This is a genomic window from Rhizobium cauense (assembly GCF_019511525.1).
In the GTDB taxonomy this organism is placed as follows: Bacteria; Pseudomonadota; Alphaproteobacteria; order Rhizobiales; family Rhizobiaceae; genus Rhizobium; species Rhizobium cauense.
This window is the reverse complement of the sequence record NZ_JAEUAT010000009.1, coordinates 251,358-266,113: the sequence shown is the minus strand read 5'-3', so window position 1 is coordinate 266,113 and position 14,756 is coordinate 251,358. Positions and strand designations below refer to the sequence as shown.

The window sequence follows — 14,756 nt, the reverse complement described above, 5'->3', positions numbered from 1 at the left end:
CCGCCAAAGTCTCTTTCAAAGAACCGAAATCTCTTCCGGTCCCGCAAGCTTCGCCGCCCACGTTTCTCTTTCTTCTCATCTTCAATTGTCAAATAACAGACCAGATACCCCGGTCAAAATTCCTCGATCCCAAACCAAAAAGCTCAGGAACCAATCAGCATCTCAGCCAATCTGCAAGAAACTCTAGAGCGAAGGTCTTCGTCGCCAGCAGCGCCGCCGCCCTCGTTCAGTGAGGGGGCTTATAGATTGGGGACCGGCGAACCGTCAAGACGGCAGATCGAAATCTCGAAAGAATTCGAATAACTGATTGAACTGGCGTAGAGATTTCCCACCGGCCTTCCGCGAAGCTAAAGTTCGCACAATCATACGCTGTATCTCTACGAACTCTGCCGTGGAATGTAACTCCAGGGCGTATGAAACTGTTTGGGCGTGGGAAATTCGCCGGCAACAAGCCCTTCGATCAGATAGCGCCCCGCCTCTTCGAGAGGCAACCACTCTGGACCGATCGTCGAGAGCCGAGGCTGACAGTAAAAGCCCTCTTCAGCGTTACCGCAGCCCAGGACTGCGATCTCGCCCGGCACGTTGACGCCAAGCCGCGCAAACTCCTCGATAACAGTAACTGCCGTAAAGTCGGAATCAAGCACGACCGCCGTGGGCCGATCTTTCATACCTGCGATATCTCGCGCGCAGCTGGCAGCCGCCGGCCGCGCATTTGCACCAACCATTGTTATGACGGAACCAGCGGCACCGGCGCGCTTCAGACATTCATACATGACGTGAAGTCGTGGATTTTCCGACTCCTCTGCGTTTTGGATGTAGGCGAAAGACCGATGCCCTTTTGCAATGAGAGCGTCAAATGCGATCTCCAGCGCGGACATCAGTCCGTTATTTAGGACGCTGAACGTCATCGATCGTGCAGTTGGGTGGATGACGAGGCAGTGGCGGCTGACACTGGAGAATATGGCATCAACCTGTTCCTCCGTAAGATACCCGACATCAGCGACAATCCCGTCAGCAAGACCCGCCTCGACTTCCGCAAGAACTTTCGTCAACTCTGCGGCGGTTGAAGCTGTCGACACGATCGGGAGCAGGCCACTTTCGACGGCCGTACGCCCGAGATCCTGGATCATCTTGTCGGCATAGGGAATTCCGAGCTTGGGCAGGATAATGCACAGCCTTTCGCTCTTCTGGCGGCGTAAATGCCGCGCGGTCTTGTTTGGAACATAGCCCAGTTCCTCGACAGCCGCACGAATTCGCTCGCGTGCATCCACCCCGACCCGCTTCAGGTGCTCGGCGCGATCGCTGAAGAAGAACGAGACAGCAGCTGTAGAGACATTGGCAAGACGCGCAACATCAGACACCGTTACTGATCGATCACTACGTAGAGGGCCTGCGCGCTCGCTCATATCTACACTATTCTATTGCGCCGCAGTTATCGTGGGAAGTGGTTCGCCTGCATCGACGAGCCGGCGCAGCAATTGGTGACGAAGGCCAGCTCGCACCTCTTCATAGTCCTTTTTCCCGCACAAATTGTCCAGTTCGTAGGGATCGTTGTCGAGATCATAGAGATGCGTTTCCACATAAACAGGGCTCGACATATCGTTCCAGCCACTCAAGGCTGGTGCACCCACTTCGTATTTCCAACGGTTGGTTCTGAGTGCCCTGCCGACATGGTGCTCACTGATTTGCACAAGAACACTGTCGTCAGGCAAAGCTGTTCGATTGAAAACGGACTGTCCTTGCATCTCCGATGGAACCTCCACTCCTGCGGCTGCAAGTAGCGTTGGCGGAAGATCAATCAGACTGACAAGACCCTCGTATGGGCCGCGGTTCATGAAGCCTGGCCCATGGAAGAAGGTTGGAACCCTGATCGAAGCCTCATGGCAGGAGCGCTTGTACTCGTTGTTGCGGGTCTTGAAATGGCACCCATGATCAGACGTAAAAAGAATGATAGTATTGTCTAACTGCTTGAGGCTGATCAAGGCGTCAACGAGGCGCCCAAGTGCCTCATCAAGGCGTTGAATCATGCCGAGGTACCCAGGATAGTGCTCCTGTGACGAACCACCCAGCTGCGCAAGGTCAGGAGGCAAAGTCATCTGCTTCCTGATGCGATCTTCGTATCCGACCGGCGCCGGATAGTCGTCGAACTCGTTCTGGTGATGCGGCTCTATGAACGACAGGAAGAGAAAATAGGGCTTGTCCTTTGGACGCGATACGTAGCGAATGGCCGCATCCGCCAAAGCATCGACGCGATAGCCCGGCAATTTGGTGGGCTTGCCGGTTTCGTCAAACATCGTCGTGTCGTAGGCATAGGAGGTAAACTCAAGAATATTCGATGCCAACCAATGCTGGTAGCCGCCTCGCTGATTTTCGGGGACCGGCTCCTGATTGGCCAGATGCCACTTTCCGATGTAGCTGGTCTCGTAGCCGGCGCCCGCAAATTGGTGAGCTAGCGTCTTCTGGCCGGCTGGAAGCGGGATATCATTACGGAAACAGCCCGTTGTCGTAGGGTATAGGCCCGTCTGCAGTGCAGAACGCGCGGGGCCACATACCGGTTGGCAGGTGAATGAATTCCGCACGAACATACCTGCTTGAGCAAGTCGATCGAAGTTTGGTGTCAACTTCAGAGGATGACCGTGCAATCCAACAGTGTCCCAGCGTTGCTGGTCGGTGAAAAACACAATGACGTTCGGCGCGTTGTTCATGGGGCTTGGTCTTTCTATTTCATTCCGGACATCATGACTGACTGAACGAAGTATCGCTGCATGAACACAAAGAGCAGCAGACTCGGGACGAAGAGAATAACTCCGCCGGTCGCGGTCAGATTCCACTGGGTGAAAAACTCGGAGTTAAACAGTGTCAGTCCGGTGGTGATCGGCCGCATTTCCACGGAGCTCACGACAACCAAGGGCCAAAGAAATTCGTTGAATTGAAACACGAAGGTCAACAGACCGAGTGTAGCCATCGGCGGTCCAAGCTGCGGCAACACGACCGACCTATAAACACGCCACTCGGATGCGCCATCAAGTCTTGCCGCATCCAGGAGGTCGGCAGGTATCGGTCGGATGAATTGGCGCATCATGAAAATACCATAGGCGCTCATCGCGAACGGCATGATCAATCCCTGATAGGTATTCAGCCAGCCAAGCTTGGCAGTCAGGATATAAAGAGGGATCATCCTGATGAAGAATGGGAGCATCAGGGTCGACAGCAGAGCCGCAAACATCACACGCCGGCCGGGAAACTCAAGTTTGGCAAAGACGTAGCCAACCAATGGGTCAAACAGAAGATGGAGGGCCGTGATCCCTCCGGCAATGATGAAGCTGTTGAGGATAAACCTTGCGAATGGCGCCTTTTCCCAGATCGTCACATAGTTCGAGAACTGGAATTCGGACGGGATAATGACCGGTACGCCACTGAAGAGATCCGCGTCGCTCTGCAGCGACAGCGACACCATGTAGAAGAACGGAAACAGGGCAAGGAGCACGAAGATGCCGAGGATCAGATGGGTGACAGCGGAGACTGCTAGGGGACGGCGGCTTGCGATATTTGCCATCAGTAAGATGTCTCCCTGTTGAGGAAGCGAAACTGTAGCGCGGTCACGATGAGAATGACGATCAACATAAGAAACGACAACGCCGAGGCGTAACCTATGTTGAGCTCCACGAACGCGGTCTCGTACACATGCAGCGCATAGAGCCTGGTTGCCTCAGCCGGACCACCACCTGTCAAAAGGTACGGAGCGGAAAGGTCCTGAAGATGCGCAATCATGCTGATGACAGCGAGGAACAATGTCGTGGGCGTGAGAAGCGGCACGGTGATGCGCCAGAACTTCTGCCTGGCCGTTGCGCCATCGACATCTGCTGCCTCGTAGAGGTCGCTCGGGATTGTTTGGATCGCCGCAATGTAGATCAGCATCGCGTAGCCGATGTCTTTCCACACTGTCACTCCGATGATTGTGGGCAAGGCTGTGGCTGGCGTGCTCAGCCAGTTCTGCATCGGCAATCCAAAGTAGGCGAGTGCTGCATTGAGCATGCCCGTGTAAGGATCAAGAATGCTCTTCCACATCAATGCGACGATGACAAATGATATGATGTAGGGAAAGAAGATGATCGCCCGGATGGCGGTTGCCGCCTTGATCGGACCACTCAGGATGGCTGCCAGGCATAGGGCCGGCACCAGGGTGCAGATGGTGCCGGAGATGGCGAATATCATTGTGCGAAAGAAAGCGTCGCGAACGCGTTCATCCGTAAGCGCCTGAATGTAGTTGTCGAAGCCGGCAAATTGGGCCTCTCCGATCAACGGCTGTCCCCGAAAGAAGCTTGCCCAGAGCTCGACCGCGATCGGATAGAAGAAATAGACAAGAAAATAGACAATCGCAGGCGATAGGACCGCATAGGCGAACACCGCCTGGCGAACGCCATGCTTCTGAAAAAAACGCAAACGCATGCCGACGATCTCCGGCTCTCTACTTGTTCTTCTGCAGTTCTGCGTTCGCCTTGGCGGCATAGTCTGAGAGAACGGCCTGTGCCGGTTTGTCGTTATAGAGAATGTCTTGAACAGCCGCCTTGAAGAGGTCTTGAACCGTGGCATTCTTACCGGTCAACGAGATGTCAGCCTGGGAGTCCACCGCATATGAGAGGCATTGACTGAATTTTCCGAGCACCGGGTCGGATTTCACCTTCGGATCGGCTGCCCAGCTTTTGCGGGGCATGGTCATGCCATTGGGGACCGATGCGGCAATTTCGGTATCAAGTGCGACGAACCTCTTCAGAAGATCCCAGGCTTCGGCCGGATGCTTGGCATCCTTCGGAATAAACAGGCTGACACCACCCGACATCGTTGCCTGCGCTTTCTCGGTCAGCGAAGGCGCGACATCCCACTTGAGATTGGGATTACCCATCTTGATCGGGCTGACGTCCCATGGGCCTGTCAAAATCATTGCCGCGCGTCCGGCCGTAAAGAGTTTCTGCGGGCCCTCATAATCGGCGCCCGCCACAGGCAGGGGTGCAGCCTTGTCTTTGTGGATCAGGTCGGCGACGAATTGCAACGCCTCGGCAGATTGTGGACTGTCAAAGGCGACCTTCTTGGTGGCCGGATCATAGAACTTTCCACCATTTTGATAGATCCATGGCGTATAGTAGCCAGCTACCTGGTTTGGTGCGAACCCAAACCGTCCGGCTTTGCTGACGGCGATCGCGGCCTTTCTGAATTCCTCCCAGTTTTTGGGTGGCGCATCAAAACCGGCAGCCTTGAGCATATCGACGTTGTAAACCAGCGTCGCACATGTCAGGTGCAACTGTACCCCATAATACTGGCCGTCGATCGTATTCCTCGCAACCGAGAAATCCTGCCAATCATCAGGGTAGCCCATCGACTTCCCGTCCTGGCTGATGAAATCGTTGAGTGGCCTGATCTTGCCCTGCAGAGCAAATTCCGGCACCCACCCGCCCGGCTCCGCCACGAGATCCGGAGCATTGCCAACGGAGAGGTCAGCGACAAGCTTGGTGCGCAGATCCGGCCACTGGAAGCGCCCCCACTCCACGGTCCAGCCGGGGTGGTCCGCCTCGAATTTCTTGATCACTTCTTGATATGCCGGATAGGCGTGGCCGGCGTTCCAGTAGATCTTCAGCGTTTCGGCATTTGCGGTTGCTATTGGCCCGCAGAATGCAAGCCCAAGTGCGGTGACGACCATGCGATTGGCAAACTTCATCGGTCTCCTCCATAGAGCAAGCTGGCCATTTCTGTCGGCGCGCCCCTCCTCAAGAACGCCCCGAAAGCCAGCAAGTTAATGGATTAACTTAGCGTCGTCCCAATGTCAATCAAGTGGTGGATCGAAGGCAACCCGAAACCCTATGTGACCGGTCGTTGAATCGCCGGTGCTGCCCATGCGCGCTGCGATCCTGTACCGATGACAGTAGGATGCATGGCAGAGATAGGACCCGCCCTTTAGCACCTTCTTCTCCTCCTGACGTGCCGATGAGTTCAGCGACTTCGATGCCTTGCGTAGTGAGCGAACGCGAAATATGTCCGAGGTCCATTCCCAGCAGTTTCCGGCCATGTTGTAGAGGCCGTAGCCGTTGGGTTCAAAAGATACAGATGGTGCCAGCCCTCTGTAGCCATCGGCTGCGCTGTTGTAGTTGGGAAAGGTACCCTGCCATATATTGCAGGGAGTGAACTGATCGCTCGGATGCTCATTTCCCCACGGATAAAGCGCCCGCGAACGGCCGCCGCGGGCAGCATGTTCCCACTCCGCTTCGCTTGGAAGCCGCCCGCCAACCCAGCGGCAATAGTCGACCGCGTCTTGCCACGACACATGAACAACCGGCATTTTTTGAATGCCTTCGATCGAGGAACCGGGGCCACATGGAGATGCCCAGTTTGCGCCATCGACGCGCCGCCACCATTCCGCCCCCACCACACCCGATGTGGGGAAATCGCCGTTCAGGAACTGATAAAACACGTAGGACCAACCGAGACGCTCTGCCTCGGTAACGTAGCCGGTCTCCGCCACGAATGCCGCGAACTCCTCGTTGGTTACTGCTGATACGGCCAACATGAACGGATTGACACGCACCAGTCTTTCGGGCCCCTCGCCGTCGAGCGTTAGATATGGCCGATTAGTCCCGACAGTGACACGTCCACCCTCGATTTTGACCGTCTCGCCCGATCCGAGGCGAGATTCGGATTGGACGATTGAGAACTCTAGTTTTTTCGACACCTCGATTTCTGACGGCTTGTCGAAGCAACAACCTCCCATGGCGGCAATCCTCGCGGCAAAAATCAGCGAACTCGATCGCCGATCCCATATCAACAGAGCGATAGAATTGAAACCGCGTGCTACGCTAATGATCGTGAATATCTGACGTTGCTGACTTTGATGGTTGGACCGTGCACCAGGTCACCAGAACGGAGAAAACTACGACTAGATGCGATCTTCACAGTAGCGATCTCACCGACGTCTAGTTAAGCGCTGCGATACGCTTGTTCCGGTTGGAGAATTGCTGGACGAGCACAATGCCCTGCTCGAGGAGAACTTCCGCTGCCTTTATATCCTCTGGTCCGAGCTCCCCTGACAACCCCCGAATAGTATTGGCCACGAACAGTGAGTTGGCGACGAAACGGTGATCGCCCTCATGCTCGGCAGCGTCAGCGCTGGCTTCCAGAGCGTCGGCGACAGTGTCGATCAGGCTCAATCTTTCAACTATGGTCATATCGGTCAGGCTTTTTGAAATCTCGTCCATGAAAGTCTCCTCGTGCGCCGAAGATGGGTTCCAGCCCCGGTTTGCAATAAACTCGCGTGGCGTTACCTGACAGGTAGAGACGGTTTTCGAGCGACAAAGTGATGGCGGTCGCGCGCCTATTGCATGGATAATTTGAGACGAACTAAAGTCTTAAGAACCATAGTGGGTTAACTAGCGAGAGCCTGCTAGGAAGCAAGGGGGCAGGTAGCCTGAGAACCGCTTATTCTCCGCGGGCACGGGTCAGCGGCGGCAAGCCCCTACCCGCTCGCCGACCATAGGGTCGGCAATGCATACTAACATCAGTTCCGCAATCATTGATGAAATCAAGTGAACGGATGGCGGACCCTTGGACTGCGTCCGAGGACTAGAGCACTTCAAGGTTAATAGCTTTGGGGCCCTTGCCACGCTTATCAGGCTCGGTGTCGAACGATACCTTCTGGCCGTCACGAAGCGATTGAATGCCAGAAGCCTGAAGGGCCGAGATGTGGACAAACACATCGTTACCGCCGCCATCCGGGCTAATGAAGCCAAATCCTTTGTCGGCATTGAAAAATTTAACAGTACCTTTTGGCATAGCTTACCTCTTTAGCCATGGGACGCTCCAACATGTAACCGACGCCTTCACTTCGCAAGAGAGAAAATGCATCAGTGAGCTAGTCGAAGGCGGACGGATCGATGAGGGCCTGGCAGTTTCGCGATGAGGGTCTCGTGTTATGCGCCCGAGCACACCAACAAGGTAGTGGGCTCCCCTTAGAACAGGTCCATCAGCGCACACTAATGTATGCCCGCAGATGGCCGCCGGGATTACCGCGCCATTTATGGCGCGGTCTTCACATGCAATAAGACCCTAGGTCAGAACCCTAGTAATGTACGGACATGGAATCGATCTGATTGGCTTTCGGCGGAGCAAACTTTGTAAGATCTATTCCACCAACTGCAGAGCGGTACTCCTCAATGCTAGGGGTGCGCCCAAGGATCACCGAAAGCACCACGACCGGGGTGGAAGCGAGCAGAGATTCGCCCTTTTTCTCGGTGGAGTCTTCGACCACGCGACCCTGGAAGAGACGGGTCGACGTCGCCAGAACGGTATCGCCCTTCTCCGCCTTCTCCTGGTTGCCCATGCACAAGTTGCAGCCGGGTTGTTCGAGATAGAGGATGTTCTCGTATTCGGTCCGGTTTGTAGTCTTCGGCTTCAAGTCATCGAATTCGAAGTCCGAATACTTCTGCAGGATTTCCCAGTCGCCTTCGGCCTTTAGTTCGTCAATGATGTTGTAGGTGGGAGCGGCAACGACCAGCGGCGCCTTGGATTCGACTTTGCCCTCGGCCTTTTCGATGTTCTTCAGCATCTTTGCGACGATTTTCATGTCGCCCTTGTGCACCATGCACGAGCCCACGAAGCCGAGGTCTACCTTTTTGGTGCCGTCGTAATAAGAAACCGAACGGATCGTGTCGTGGGTATAACGCCTGGACACATCGGCATTGTTGACGTCGGGATCGGCGATCATCAACTCGTCGATGACGTCGAGATCGACGACGACTTCGGCGAAGTATTTCGCATTGGCGTCGGGGTCAGCGCCGGCTTCGCGCCGGAACGGATTTCCGCGATGCGCTCGTCGACCCTTGCGATCAGGCCCTTCAACGTCTGAGCGGCATTTTCCATGCCCTTTTGTCGATCATGATCTGGATACGCGACTTGGCAATCTCCAGGCTCTCGATCGGCGTTTCGTCCTCGGAGATGCAGATGGAGGCCTTGGTCTTCATCTCGGCCGTCCAGTCGGTGAAGGTGAAGGCCTGGTCGGCAAGCAGCGTGTCTATGTGGACTTCGATGATACGGCCCTGGAAGACGTTGTCGCCGTGCTGCTTGAGCATCTGCGCCTGGGTGGCATGCACCACGTCGCGGAAGTCCATATGAGACTGCATCGTGCCCTTGAACGTGACCTTGACCGACGGCGGGATCGGCATCGTCGCTTCGGTGCGATCGAGTAAACGTCGTGCTCGGTATGACTGGCCGGCGGTTGCTAGCCGCCCAGTGTGTGGGTGCAGCCTGCCCTCTCTAGGTGCGAGCGAATACCAACAGGGGCGCTATATCGTGGACGTCTGCTGCGCGCAGGGTTGTGACGTAACGGGTGCGAAGTTCGCCGACGTCAGCCAGTGTTCCGCCCCCCCCAACTGAAACGTTCGCCGCCAAGTCGCTCGATCAAAAGATCGGCCGCCAAGCGAGCGTGGCGGCCGTTGCCGTTCGGAAATGGGTGGACCGCGACGAGGCGATGGTGAAACCTGATCGCAATCTCATCCGCAGGAAACGTCTGGTGTTCGATCCAATAGGCAACGTCGCTCAATAGGCTCGCGAGTTCTATTCCGATGAGGCAGGCTCGGACGCCGATGTTGCGCTCCGTCAGTCGGAAGGTGCCCGCCCATCCCCAGACTTCTCCGAACATCCGCCTGTGCAGCGTTCGCATGAAGTCCTCGGTGAGCATTCGCTCAAGCGGTACGCGCCGGCGACCGCGCGCCCAGGCTGCGCCTTTGACGATGTTTTCCTGCTCCGCCTCGTTGAGATCCCGGCGGTGCGTGATCCACGTCTGAAGAAGCCCCTCCCGCTCGTTCGGTTCAAGGGGTGTCGCGTCTGCAGGCTCTTGGAACAGGTCCGTCATGGGTCGTGCCAGAGGTCGCGGTCGGAGAGCCTGTCGCGAATGTACGCCTGGACGCGGGATTCAAAGGCTGCATCGTCCGTGCCCTGGGCTTCGAGCCGCATGGTATGCGCGACGCGCTGAAGCTCTCGGGTTGCGATCTTTCGCGCGCGCGCTTCGACGGCCGCCTCGAGCGAACTGTTGGGAACGAGTGCATAGACGAGCGTGCAATCCAGTGCCTCTGCAGCGCGACGCAAGGTATTCAACTGAATTGTGCCGGCGGCTTCGGACTTCTCAATGGCTTCGACAGTTTGCGGGCGCACCCCGATGCGCGTGCCGAGCTGCGCACCTGTCATCCCGAGCGCGTCGCGCAGTGCGCGCACCCAACCCTTCGGCGGCGTCTTGAACCGATCGATCGGTTGTAGCGCCCCAAGCCGTTCGTCCAGCCGGAGGCGCCCCCTTTTTCGACTATCGCTTTTCATAAAGCTTTCTCAGACTGCAAGCTGATCTTCAGAAGAAGATATCAGGTCACAGTTTGATATTCAAGAATATGAATCATATTTCAACCTGATTATTTGAATTAAATATCAGGCTACAGCCTGTTCGAAAGAGAAAGGGATCAGCCTATAGTATGAGTTTGTCGTCGAACTCATACGGAATGTTACAAGCCTGTCGTCGTGCCGAAAGTTGATGCAGTCAGAATCCCCGTCTTCGGCTTCCGCGCGAAAGTTGACATCCCTTCGCCAAGCCTTTTCACGATCACAAATCTCGGTTTGGCTGCTTCTGTATGCTCGGGCTTTGATGGTCGGCTGATTACCGTAGGACCCTGATGAACTCCGCGCCCACGGACCACTTATCATAGCTGCGAGCGCGGTGGCGGTAATGACGCCGACGCTAGGGTTGGGTCGCAAATCTGCGGCTAACCAAGCTGATCCGATGCCCCTGCTTGATTTACAACCTCAAGGATACGGATCTCACCCCTCAAGGAACCGAGCTACTTTACCAAGGATGTAATGACATCGTAGACGAGGTCGGGCGCAGACTTTCGACGTTTGGCAAAGACGCGCTCGACCAGATCCGCTAGGCCAGATACCAACGAACGCACAGCAGGATCACTGATCTGTAGAAATGGCGGCCGCGGAACATCACAAGCTCCCCTGAAAATCAGAGCGCTTGATGCCCGACAGAGATTGCCATTCCGTTTGCGACAGTACCGGTCACAAAGGATCATTTATCGTTATCTCCTTTGTTTGGAAAACAAGTTGCAGGACAACAATATGTCGATTAAACCCAATTTAATCGACATGGATTATCGATATGTCGATGCAATCGACATATTCCATGCGTCATGTCGACCAAACCCAGATTTGCGGCGCGCGCCTCGCTCGCGGAACTCCGCGTTTCGGCACAACTCATCCCCAATCAGTCCGTCCTCATCAACTCAATCCCGCTGCTCGAAGCCCAAGCGAGCTCCGAGATCGAAAATATCGTCACCACGACCGACCGTCTTATGCATCTTTTGTTTTTGGGCGTTTTGACGCAGGTATCATGAGGCTGACACGTTATACGGACTACGCGATCAGGGTATTGATATACCTTGGTTCACGGACAGAGGGCCTGGGCTCCATTCGAGAGGCTGCCAAGGCTTTCAAAATCTCTGAGAACCACCTCATGAAAGTGGTCCAGGACCTTGCAGCGGCTGGATTTATTCAAGCCCTTCGAGATCGGAATGGTGGAATTAGGCTTGCTCGCCCGGCGGAGCACATCAACCTCGGTGCGGTGCTTCGTCGAACAGAAGGGCTGGACGAGCTGCTAGAATGTTCGACCTGCTTGGTGGCCCGAGCTTGCGGACTCCCACCAATCCTCGCCGGAGCGACTTCCGCCTTCGTTAGTGTGTTCGACAGATACACTGTCGAAGACCTAGTGCACCGCCGCACGGAGCTGAGGGCAATTCTCACTCCTGCGTAGACCGACCGAGCGCAGGCAGCGCGAAGGAGGCAATCGCACCGTTTTCTTTATTGCCAGCCCAGCCTCGGGGGATAGCGGGCACGGGCATAACTTTAAGCACGACCGCAGACTTTTCCCGGCCTTGCCAGTGACCGTGCGATATCAACAATGTCATCACGCGATGCAGTTGGATCTTCCTTGTTCCAGGCGACGCCAAGCCCGATCCGGAAGTCGATCCCCCTCACCTTCTTCAGCTCGAACGCCCGGTTCGGAAGCTCAAGTGTCCATTCCGGAGCAAAGCCAATGCCAAGACCGGCCGACACCAGTGATACCAATGACCAGGTGTCATCACAGGAATAGGCGATGTTCTTGGTCAGGTCATATTCCTCGAACTTCTCATTGAAGTAGCGCTCCGTGAACGACAGGTTCTGCCGGTTGAAGGCGATGATCTTCTGGTCGCGCAGATCATCGATCGAAATGTCATCGCGCTTTGCCAGCGGATTGGAATGGCCAACGGCCAGATAGTAGCACTCATGAGCAATCGAGAAGAAGCGCAGCGAGCCGATGTTTTCGACCGGGCGAATGAAGCCGAGATTGATCTGGCCACTCTCCAGGTTGCGGATGATGTTGCCGGTGTTGCCCGACGAGATATGGATGCGGACATCGGGGAACTTTCGGGCGATCTTCGACAGGAAGGTCGGCAGCATGCCGATGGTGGCGGGATAGACGGTGCCGATCCTGATCTGGCGGATGCGGCTACCGCCGGCCGCCCTCGTCAGCTCGGTGCCGAGCTCGACCTCGCTGAGGATGCGGACACAGCGATCATAGAAGGTTTCCCCTGCCCTGGTCAGTTCGACCCGCCTGGTAGAGCGGATGAACAGGGCACAGCCAAGCTCCCGTTCCAGCGACATGACATGATTGCTCAGCGCCGGCTGGGCAATCCGCATCTTTGCTGCCGCCCTGCCGAAATGCAGTTCCTCGGCCACCGCTTTGAAATAGGAAAGTTGGCGCAGACCGTATGTTCTCAGGTGAAGGCGGCTCACCCTCACCGTAAGCTAGTCGGGGGTTGCTTCGGAATGGCCGAAGCCGAGCCCCAAGCTTAGGGAGGATGAGCTATGGATCAGGATAACAGACTTTTCGTCGGTCTGGACGTTTCAAAACTGAAGATTTCTGTAGCCGTCGCGGACGGTGAGCGTGGTGGCGAAGTAAGATTTTTCGGGGACATACCCTCGGATCCGGCCTCGGTGTCATCCATTGTAAAAAAGCTGGCCAAACGAAGAGCTAAACTCCACTTTTGTTACGAGGCAGGGCCTACAGGTTACGAGCTTTACCGTCAGCTCACCGAGATGGGTCATGACTGTGTTGTCGTGGCGCCGGCACTAATTCCTAAGCGTCCCGGAGATCGCGTAAAGACCAACCGGCGCGATGCGGTCAGCTTGGCAAGGCTGCATCGTGCGGGTGAGTTGACAGCGGTCTGGGTGCCTGACCGCGGGCATGAGGCAATGCGCGATCTGGTCCGCGCTCGAGACGCAGCACAAGAGGCGCAAAAGCGGGCACGTCAACAGCTACAATCGTTCCTGCTCCGTCATGGGCGCATTTATCCGGGGCGCACAGTTTGGTCGCAGGCCCATATGCGCTGGATGTCGACACTAAAGTTCGAGCATCCAGCCCACTTCATCGTGCTCAAGGAATACTGCCAGGCAATCGAGGATGCCGAAGTGCGCCTGCGGCGGTTAACGGATTTGATTACAGAGACTGTCAGATCCTGGACGATGGAGCCTGTCGTTCACGCATACCAAGCGTTGCGCGGTGTGTCGGTCATGGCAGCCATTGTCTTCGTCGTCGAAATCGGCGACATCCGCCGCTTCGAAAGTCCCCGCCAGCTGATGTCATTTCTCGGACTCGTTCCCTCAGAGAGTTCGACGGGCGAGCACGTCAAACGTGGCGGAATCACCAAGGCGGGAAACGGCCGTGCGCGCCGCGTTCTTATCGAAGGCGCTTGGACTTACCGATTCCCGGCGCGGGTAAGCCGGACCAAGCAAAGGCAATTAACAGGCTTGCCGAGAGCGGTTCGAGAAATTGCATGGAAAGGACAGGTTCGGCTTTGCGCCCGTTACCGCGCAATGATTGCCGCTGGAAAGCACAAGGCCGTCACAATCACCGCGATCGCAAGGGAAATGGGGGCCTTCCTGTGGGCCATCGGCCAAGAGGTGCTGCCAGCTGTTCAGGCGTAACTTCGCACGCAAATTTGGCACGAGGTTAGCAGGAGAAGACGAGGTCAATCATCTGCGAATGCCTAAGGTAGGAGACAGGGCTCCGGTCGGGGAATCTTCGAATGGAACTGGTGGCCGACATGGTCGATGCCCGAGCGTAGATAGAAGCAGCCCCAGGCGTACACACGGAAATGCGGTATCCAACCCGCGTATAAGAGTTTGCAAACCGTCGTCTCAACGCCCTGTCTCCTACCTTGCGCATTCGCTCAGGATCTTACAACCGACCAGCACTGGCCCGGATGGAGAGCTCGTGAGAGCTGCTCTTGCAAATGAACATAAGAGTTCCATCGGCTAATCCCTCCGCAAGTCGAAAAGCACGAGAAAGAGTAGCGTTATTCGTATAGAATAGCCAGTTATTTAATTCGCGACAAAATGATCAGGTGGCTGAATGACGCCTCGTGATCTACTCGCTTGGAATGTAAAGAAACTTCGGGTTCGGCAAGGCCTCTCACAAGAACGCCTTGCGCTCGAAGCGGGATTGGAGCGCGTCTCAATCTCTCAGCTTGAGCGAAAGCAGGTAAACCTCGGCGTCGATTCCTTGGGAAAGATCGCTTCGGTTTTGCGCTGTAAGATTTATGAACTTTTGCTCGAACCAGCTGACGGTGAGCAACCGCCGGAGAACTTGCGCCGGGGCCGACCAGCTGGCTAAGCGACAGGTGATTCAA

At 55.9% G+C, this 14,756-nt stretch carries 14 protein-coding genes and 3 pseudogenes; 5 read left to right on the top strand and 12 right to left on the bottom strand.

Going from position 1 to position 14,756, the window contains the following annotated elements:
• A partial coding sequence (locus tag JNB88_RS18995) for a hypothetical protein (RefSeq protein ID WP_220356792.1) occupies positions 1 to 233 on the top strand: 233 nt, incomplete at its 5' end.
• Positions 234 to 377: 144 nt separating this feature from the next.
• Here JNB88_RS18995 and JNB88_RS18990 read toward each other — a convergent pair.
• The 11 genes and pseudogenes from JNB88_RS18990 to JNB88_RS18940 form a co-directional block, all read right to left on the bottom strand.
• Entirely contained in the window at positions 378 to 1,406 is a 1,029-nt protein-coding gene (locus tag JNB88_RS18990; protein ID WP_220356791.1) for a LacI family DNA-binding transcriptional regulator, read from the bottom strand.
• A gap of 12 nt (positions 1,407 to 1,418) precedes the next feature.
• Entirely contained in the window at positions 1,419 to 2,705 is a 1,287-nt protein-coding gene (locus JNB88_RS18985; protein WP_220356790.1) for a sulfatase family protein, read from the bottom strand.
• A gap of 14 nt (positions 2,706 to 2,719) precedes the next feature.
• Positions 2,720 to 3,556 carry a carbohydrate ABC transporter permease gene (locus JNB88_RS18980; RefSeq protein ID WP_220356789.1) on the bottom strand — a complete coding sequence of 279 codons (837 nt, stop codon included), beginning with the start codon at positions 3,554 to 3,556 and terminating at the stop codon, positions 2,720 to 2,722.
• Positions 3,556 to 4,449 carry a carbohydrate ABC transporter permease gene (locus tag JNB88_RS18975; RefSeq protein WP_220356788.1) on the bottom strand — a complete coding sequence of 298 codons (894 nt, stop codon included), beginning with the start codon at positions 4,447 to 4,449 and terminating at the stop codon, positions 3,556 to 3,558. Before JNB88_RS18975 ends, JNB88_RS18980 begins: the two co-directional genes overlap by 1 nt.
• 19 nt (positions 4,450 to 4,468) lie before the next feature.
• Positions 4,469 to 5,713, bottom strand: coding sequence for an ABC transporter substrate-binding protein (locus tag JNB88_RS18970; RefSeq protein ID WP_220356787.1), 1,245 nt, complete (start codon positions 5,711 to 5,713; stop codon positions 4,469 to 4,471).
• A 105-nt stretch (positions 5,714 to 5,818) separates the two neighbouring features.
• Positions 5,819 to 6,721 carry a formylglycine-generating enzyme family protein gene (locus JNB88_RS18965; protein WP_338111014.1) on the bottom strand — a complete coding sequence of 301 codons (903 nt, stop codon included), beginning with the start codon at positions 6,719 to 6,721 and terminating at the stop codon, positions 5,819 to 5,821.
• A gap of 241 nt (positions 6,722 to 6,962) precedes the next feature.
• Positions 6,963 to 7,244, bottom strand: coding sequence for a hypothetical protein (locus JNB88_RS18960; protein WP_220356785.1), 282 nt, complete (start codon positions 7,242 to 7,244; stop codon positions 6,963 to 6,965).
• Positions 7,245 to 7,608: 364 nt separating this feature from the next.
• On the bottom strand, positions 7,609 to 7,818 hold the full coding sequence (locus tag JNB88_RS18955) for a cold-shock protein (protein ID WP_220356784.1): 210 nt from the start codon (positions 7,816 to 7,818) through the stop codon (positions 7,609 to 7,611).
• A gap of 286 nt (positions 7,819 to 8,104) precedes the next feature.
• Positions 8,105 to 9,215, bottom strand: a pseudogene (locus tag JNB88_RS18950) (aconitase family protein); the annotation flags it as partial.
• Between the two features lie 82 nt (positions 9,216 to 9,297).
• Positions 9,298 to 9,895, bottom strand: a pseudogene (locus tag JNB88_RS18945) (mobile mystery protein B).
• Complete coding sequence (locus JNB88_RS18940) at positions 9,892 to 10,353, bottom strand: mobile mystery protein A (RefSeq protein ID WP_220356783.1); 462 nt, start codon at positions 10,351 to 10,353, stop codon at positions 9,892 to 9,894. Before JNB88_RS18940 ends, JNB88_RS18945 begins: the two are co-directional and overlap by 4 nt.
• 890 nt (positions 10,354 to 11,243) lie before the next feature.
• Between JNB88_RS18940 and JNB88_RS18935 the strand changes: the two are divergent.
• Positions 11,244 to 11,381 (top strand): annotated as a pseudogene (locus tag JNB88_RS18935) (Fic/DOC family N-terminal domain-containing protein); the annotation flags it as partial.
• Between the two features lie 38 nt (positions 11,382 to 11,419).
• Positions 11,420 to 11,839: an Rrf2 family transcriptional regulator gene (locus tag JNB88_RS18930; protein ID WP_220356782.1), complete on the top strand. Its 420-nt coding sequence runs from the start codon at positions 11,420 to 11,422 to the stop codon at positions 11,837 to 11,839.
• Positions 11,840 to 11,931: 92 nt separating this feature from the next.
• On the opposite strand, the gene JNB88_RS18925 is transcribed toward JNB88_RS18930, so the two are convergent.
• The gene (locus JNB88_RS18925) at positions 11,932 to 12,861 is read right to left on the bottom strand and encodes a LysR family transcriptional regulator (RefSeq protein ID WP_338111013.1); all 930 of its coding nucleotides are present in this window, start codon (positions 12,859 to 12,861) and stop codon (positions 11,932 to 11,934) included.
• A 72-nt stretch (positions 12,862 to 12,933) separates the two neighbouring features.
• On the opposite strand from JNB88_RS18925, the gene JNB88_RS18920 reads away from it, so the two are divergent.
• A complete protein-coding gene (locus tag JNB88_RS18920) occupies positions 12,934 to 14,052 on the top strand; it encodes an IS110 family RNA-guided transposase (protein WP_220356781.1) in 1,119 nt (372 codons plus the stop codon).
• A 427-nt stretch (positions 14,053 to 14,479) separates the two neighbouring features.
• Positions 14,480 to 14,740, top strand: coding sequence for a helix-turn-helix domain-containing protein (locus JNB88_RS18915; protein ID WP_081930981.1), 261 nt, complete (start codon positions 14,480 to 14,482; stop codon positions 14,738 to 14,740).
• Positions 14,741 to 14,756: the final 16 nt, after the last annotated feature.

What these genes read in the sequence shown, in the direction of transcription:
- JNB88_RS18960 (WP_220356785.1), bottom strand. Translation starts at nt 7,244, where the DNA reads ATGGACGAGATTTCAAAAAGCCTGACCGATATGACCATAGTTGAAAGA.
- JNB88_RS18930 (WP_220356782.1), top strand. Translation starts at nt 11,420, where the DNA reads ATGAGGCTGACACGTTATACGGACTACGCGATCAGGGTATTGATATAC.
- JNB88_RS18975 (WP_220356788.1), bottom strand. Translation starts at nt 4,449, where the DNA reads ATGCGTTTGCGTTTTTTTCAGAAGCATGGCGTTCGCCAGGCGGTGTTC.
- JNB88_RS18920 (WP_220356781.1), top strand. Translation starts at nt 12,934, where the DNA reads ATGGATCAGGATAACAGACTTTTCGTCGGTCTGGACGTTTCAAAACTG.
- JNB88_RS18955 (WP_220356784.1), bottom strand. Translation starts at nt 7,818, where the DNA reads ATGCCAAAAGGTACTGTTAAATTTTTCAATGCCGACAAAGGATTTGGC.
- JNB88_RS18915 (WP_081930981.1), top strand. Translation starts at nt 14,480, where the DNA reads ATGACGCCTCGTGATCTACTCGCTTGGAATGTAAAGAAACTTCGGGTT.
- JNB88_RS18990 (WP_220356791.1), bottom strand. Translation starts at nt 1,406, where the DNA reads ATGAGCGAGCGCGCAGGCCCTCTACGTAGTGATCGATCAGTAACGGTG.
- JNB88_RS18985 (WP_220356790.1), bottom strand. Translation starts at nt 2,705, where the DNA reads ATGAACAACGCGCCGAACGTCATTGTGTTTTTCACCGACCAGCAACGC.
- JNB88_RS18970 (WP_220356787.1), bottom strand. Translation starts at nt 5,713, where the DNA reads ATGAAGTTTGCCAATCGCATGGTCGTCACCGCACTTGGGCTTGCATTC.
- JNB88_RS18940 (WP_220356783.1), bottom strand. Translation starts at nt 10,353, where the DNA reads ATGAAAAGCGATAGTCGAAAAAGGGGGCGCCTCCGGCTGGACGAACGG.
- JNB88_RS18980 (WP_220356789.1), bottom strand. Translation starts at nt 3,556, where the DNA reads ATGGCAAATATCGCAAGCCGCCGTCCCCTAGCAGTCTCCGCTGTCACC.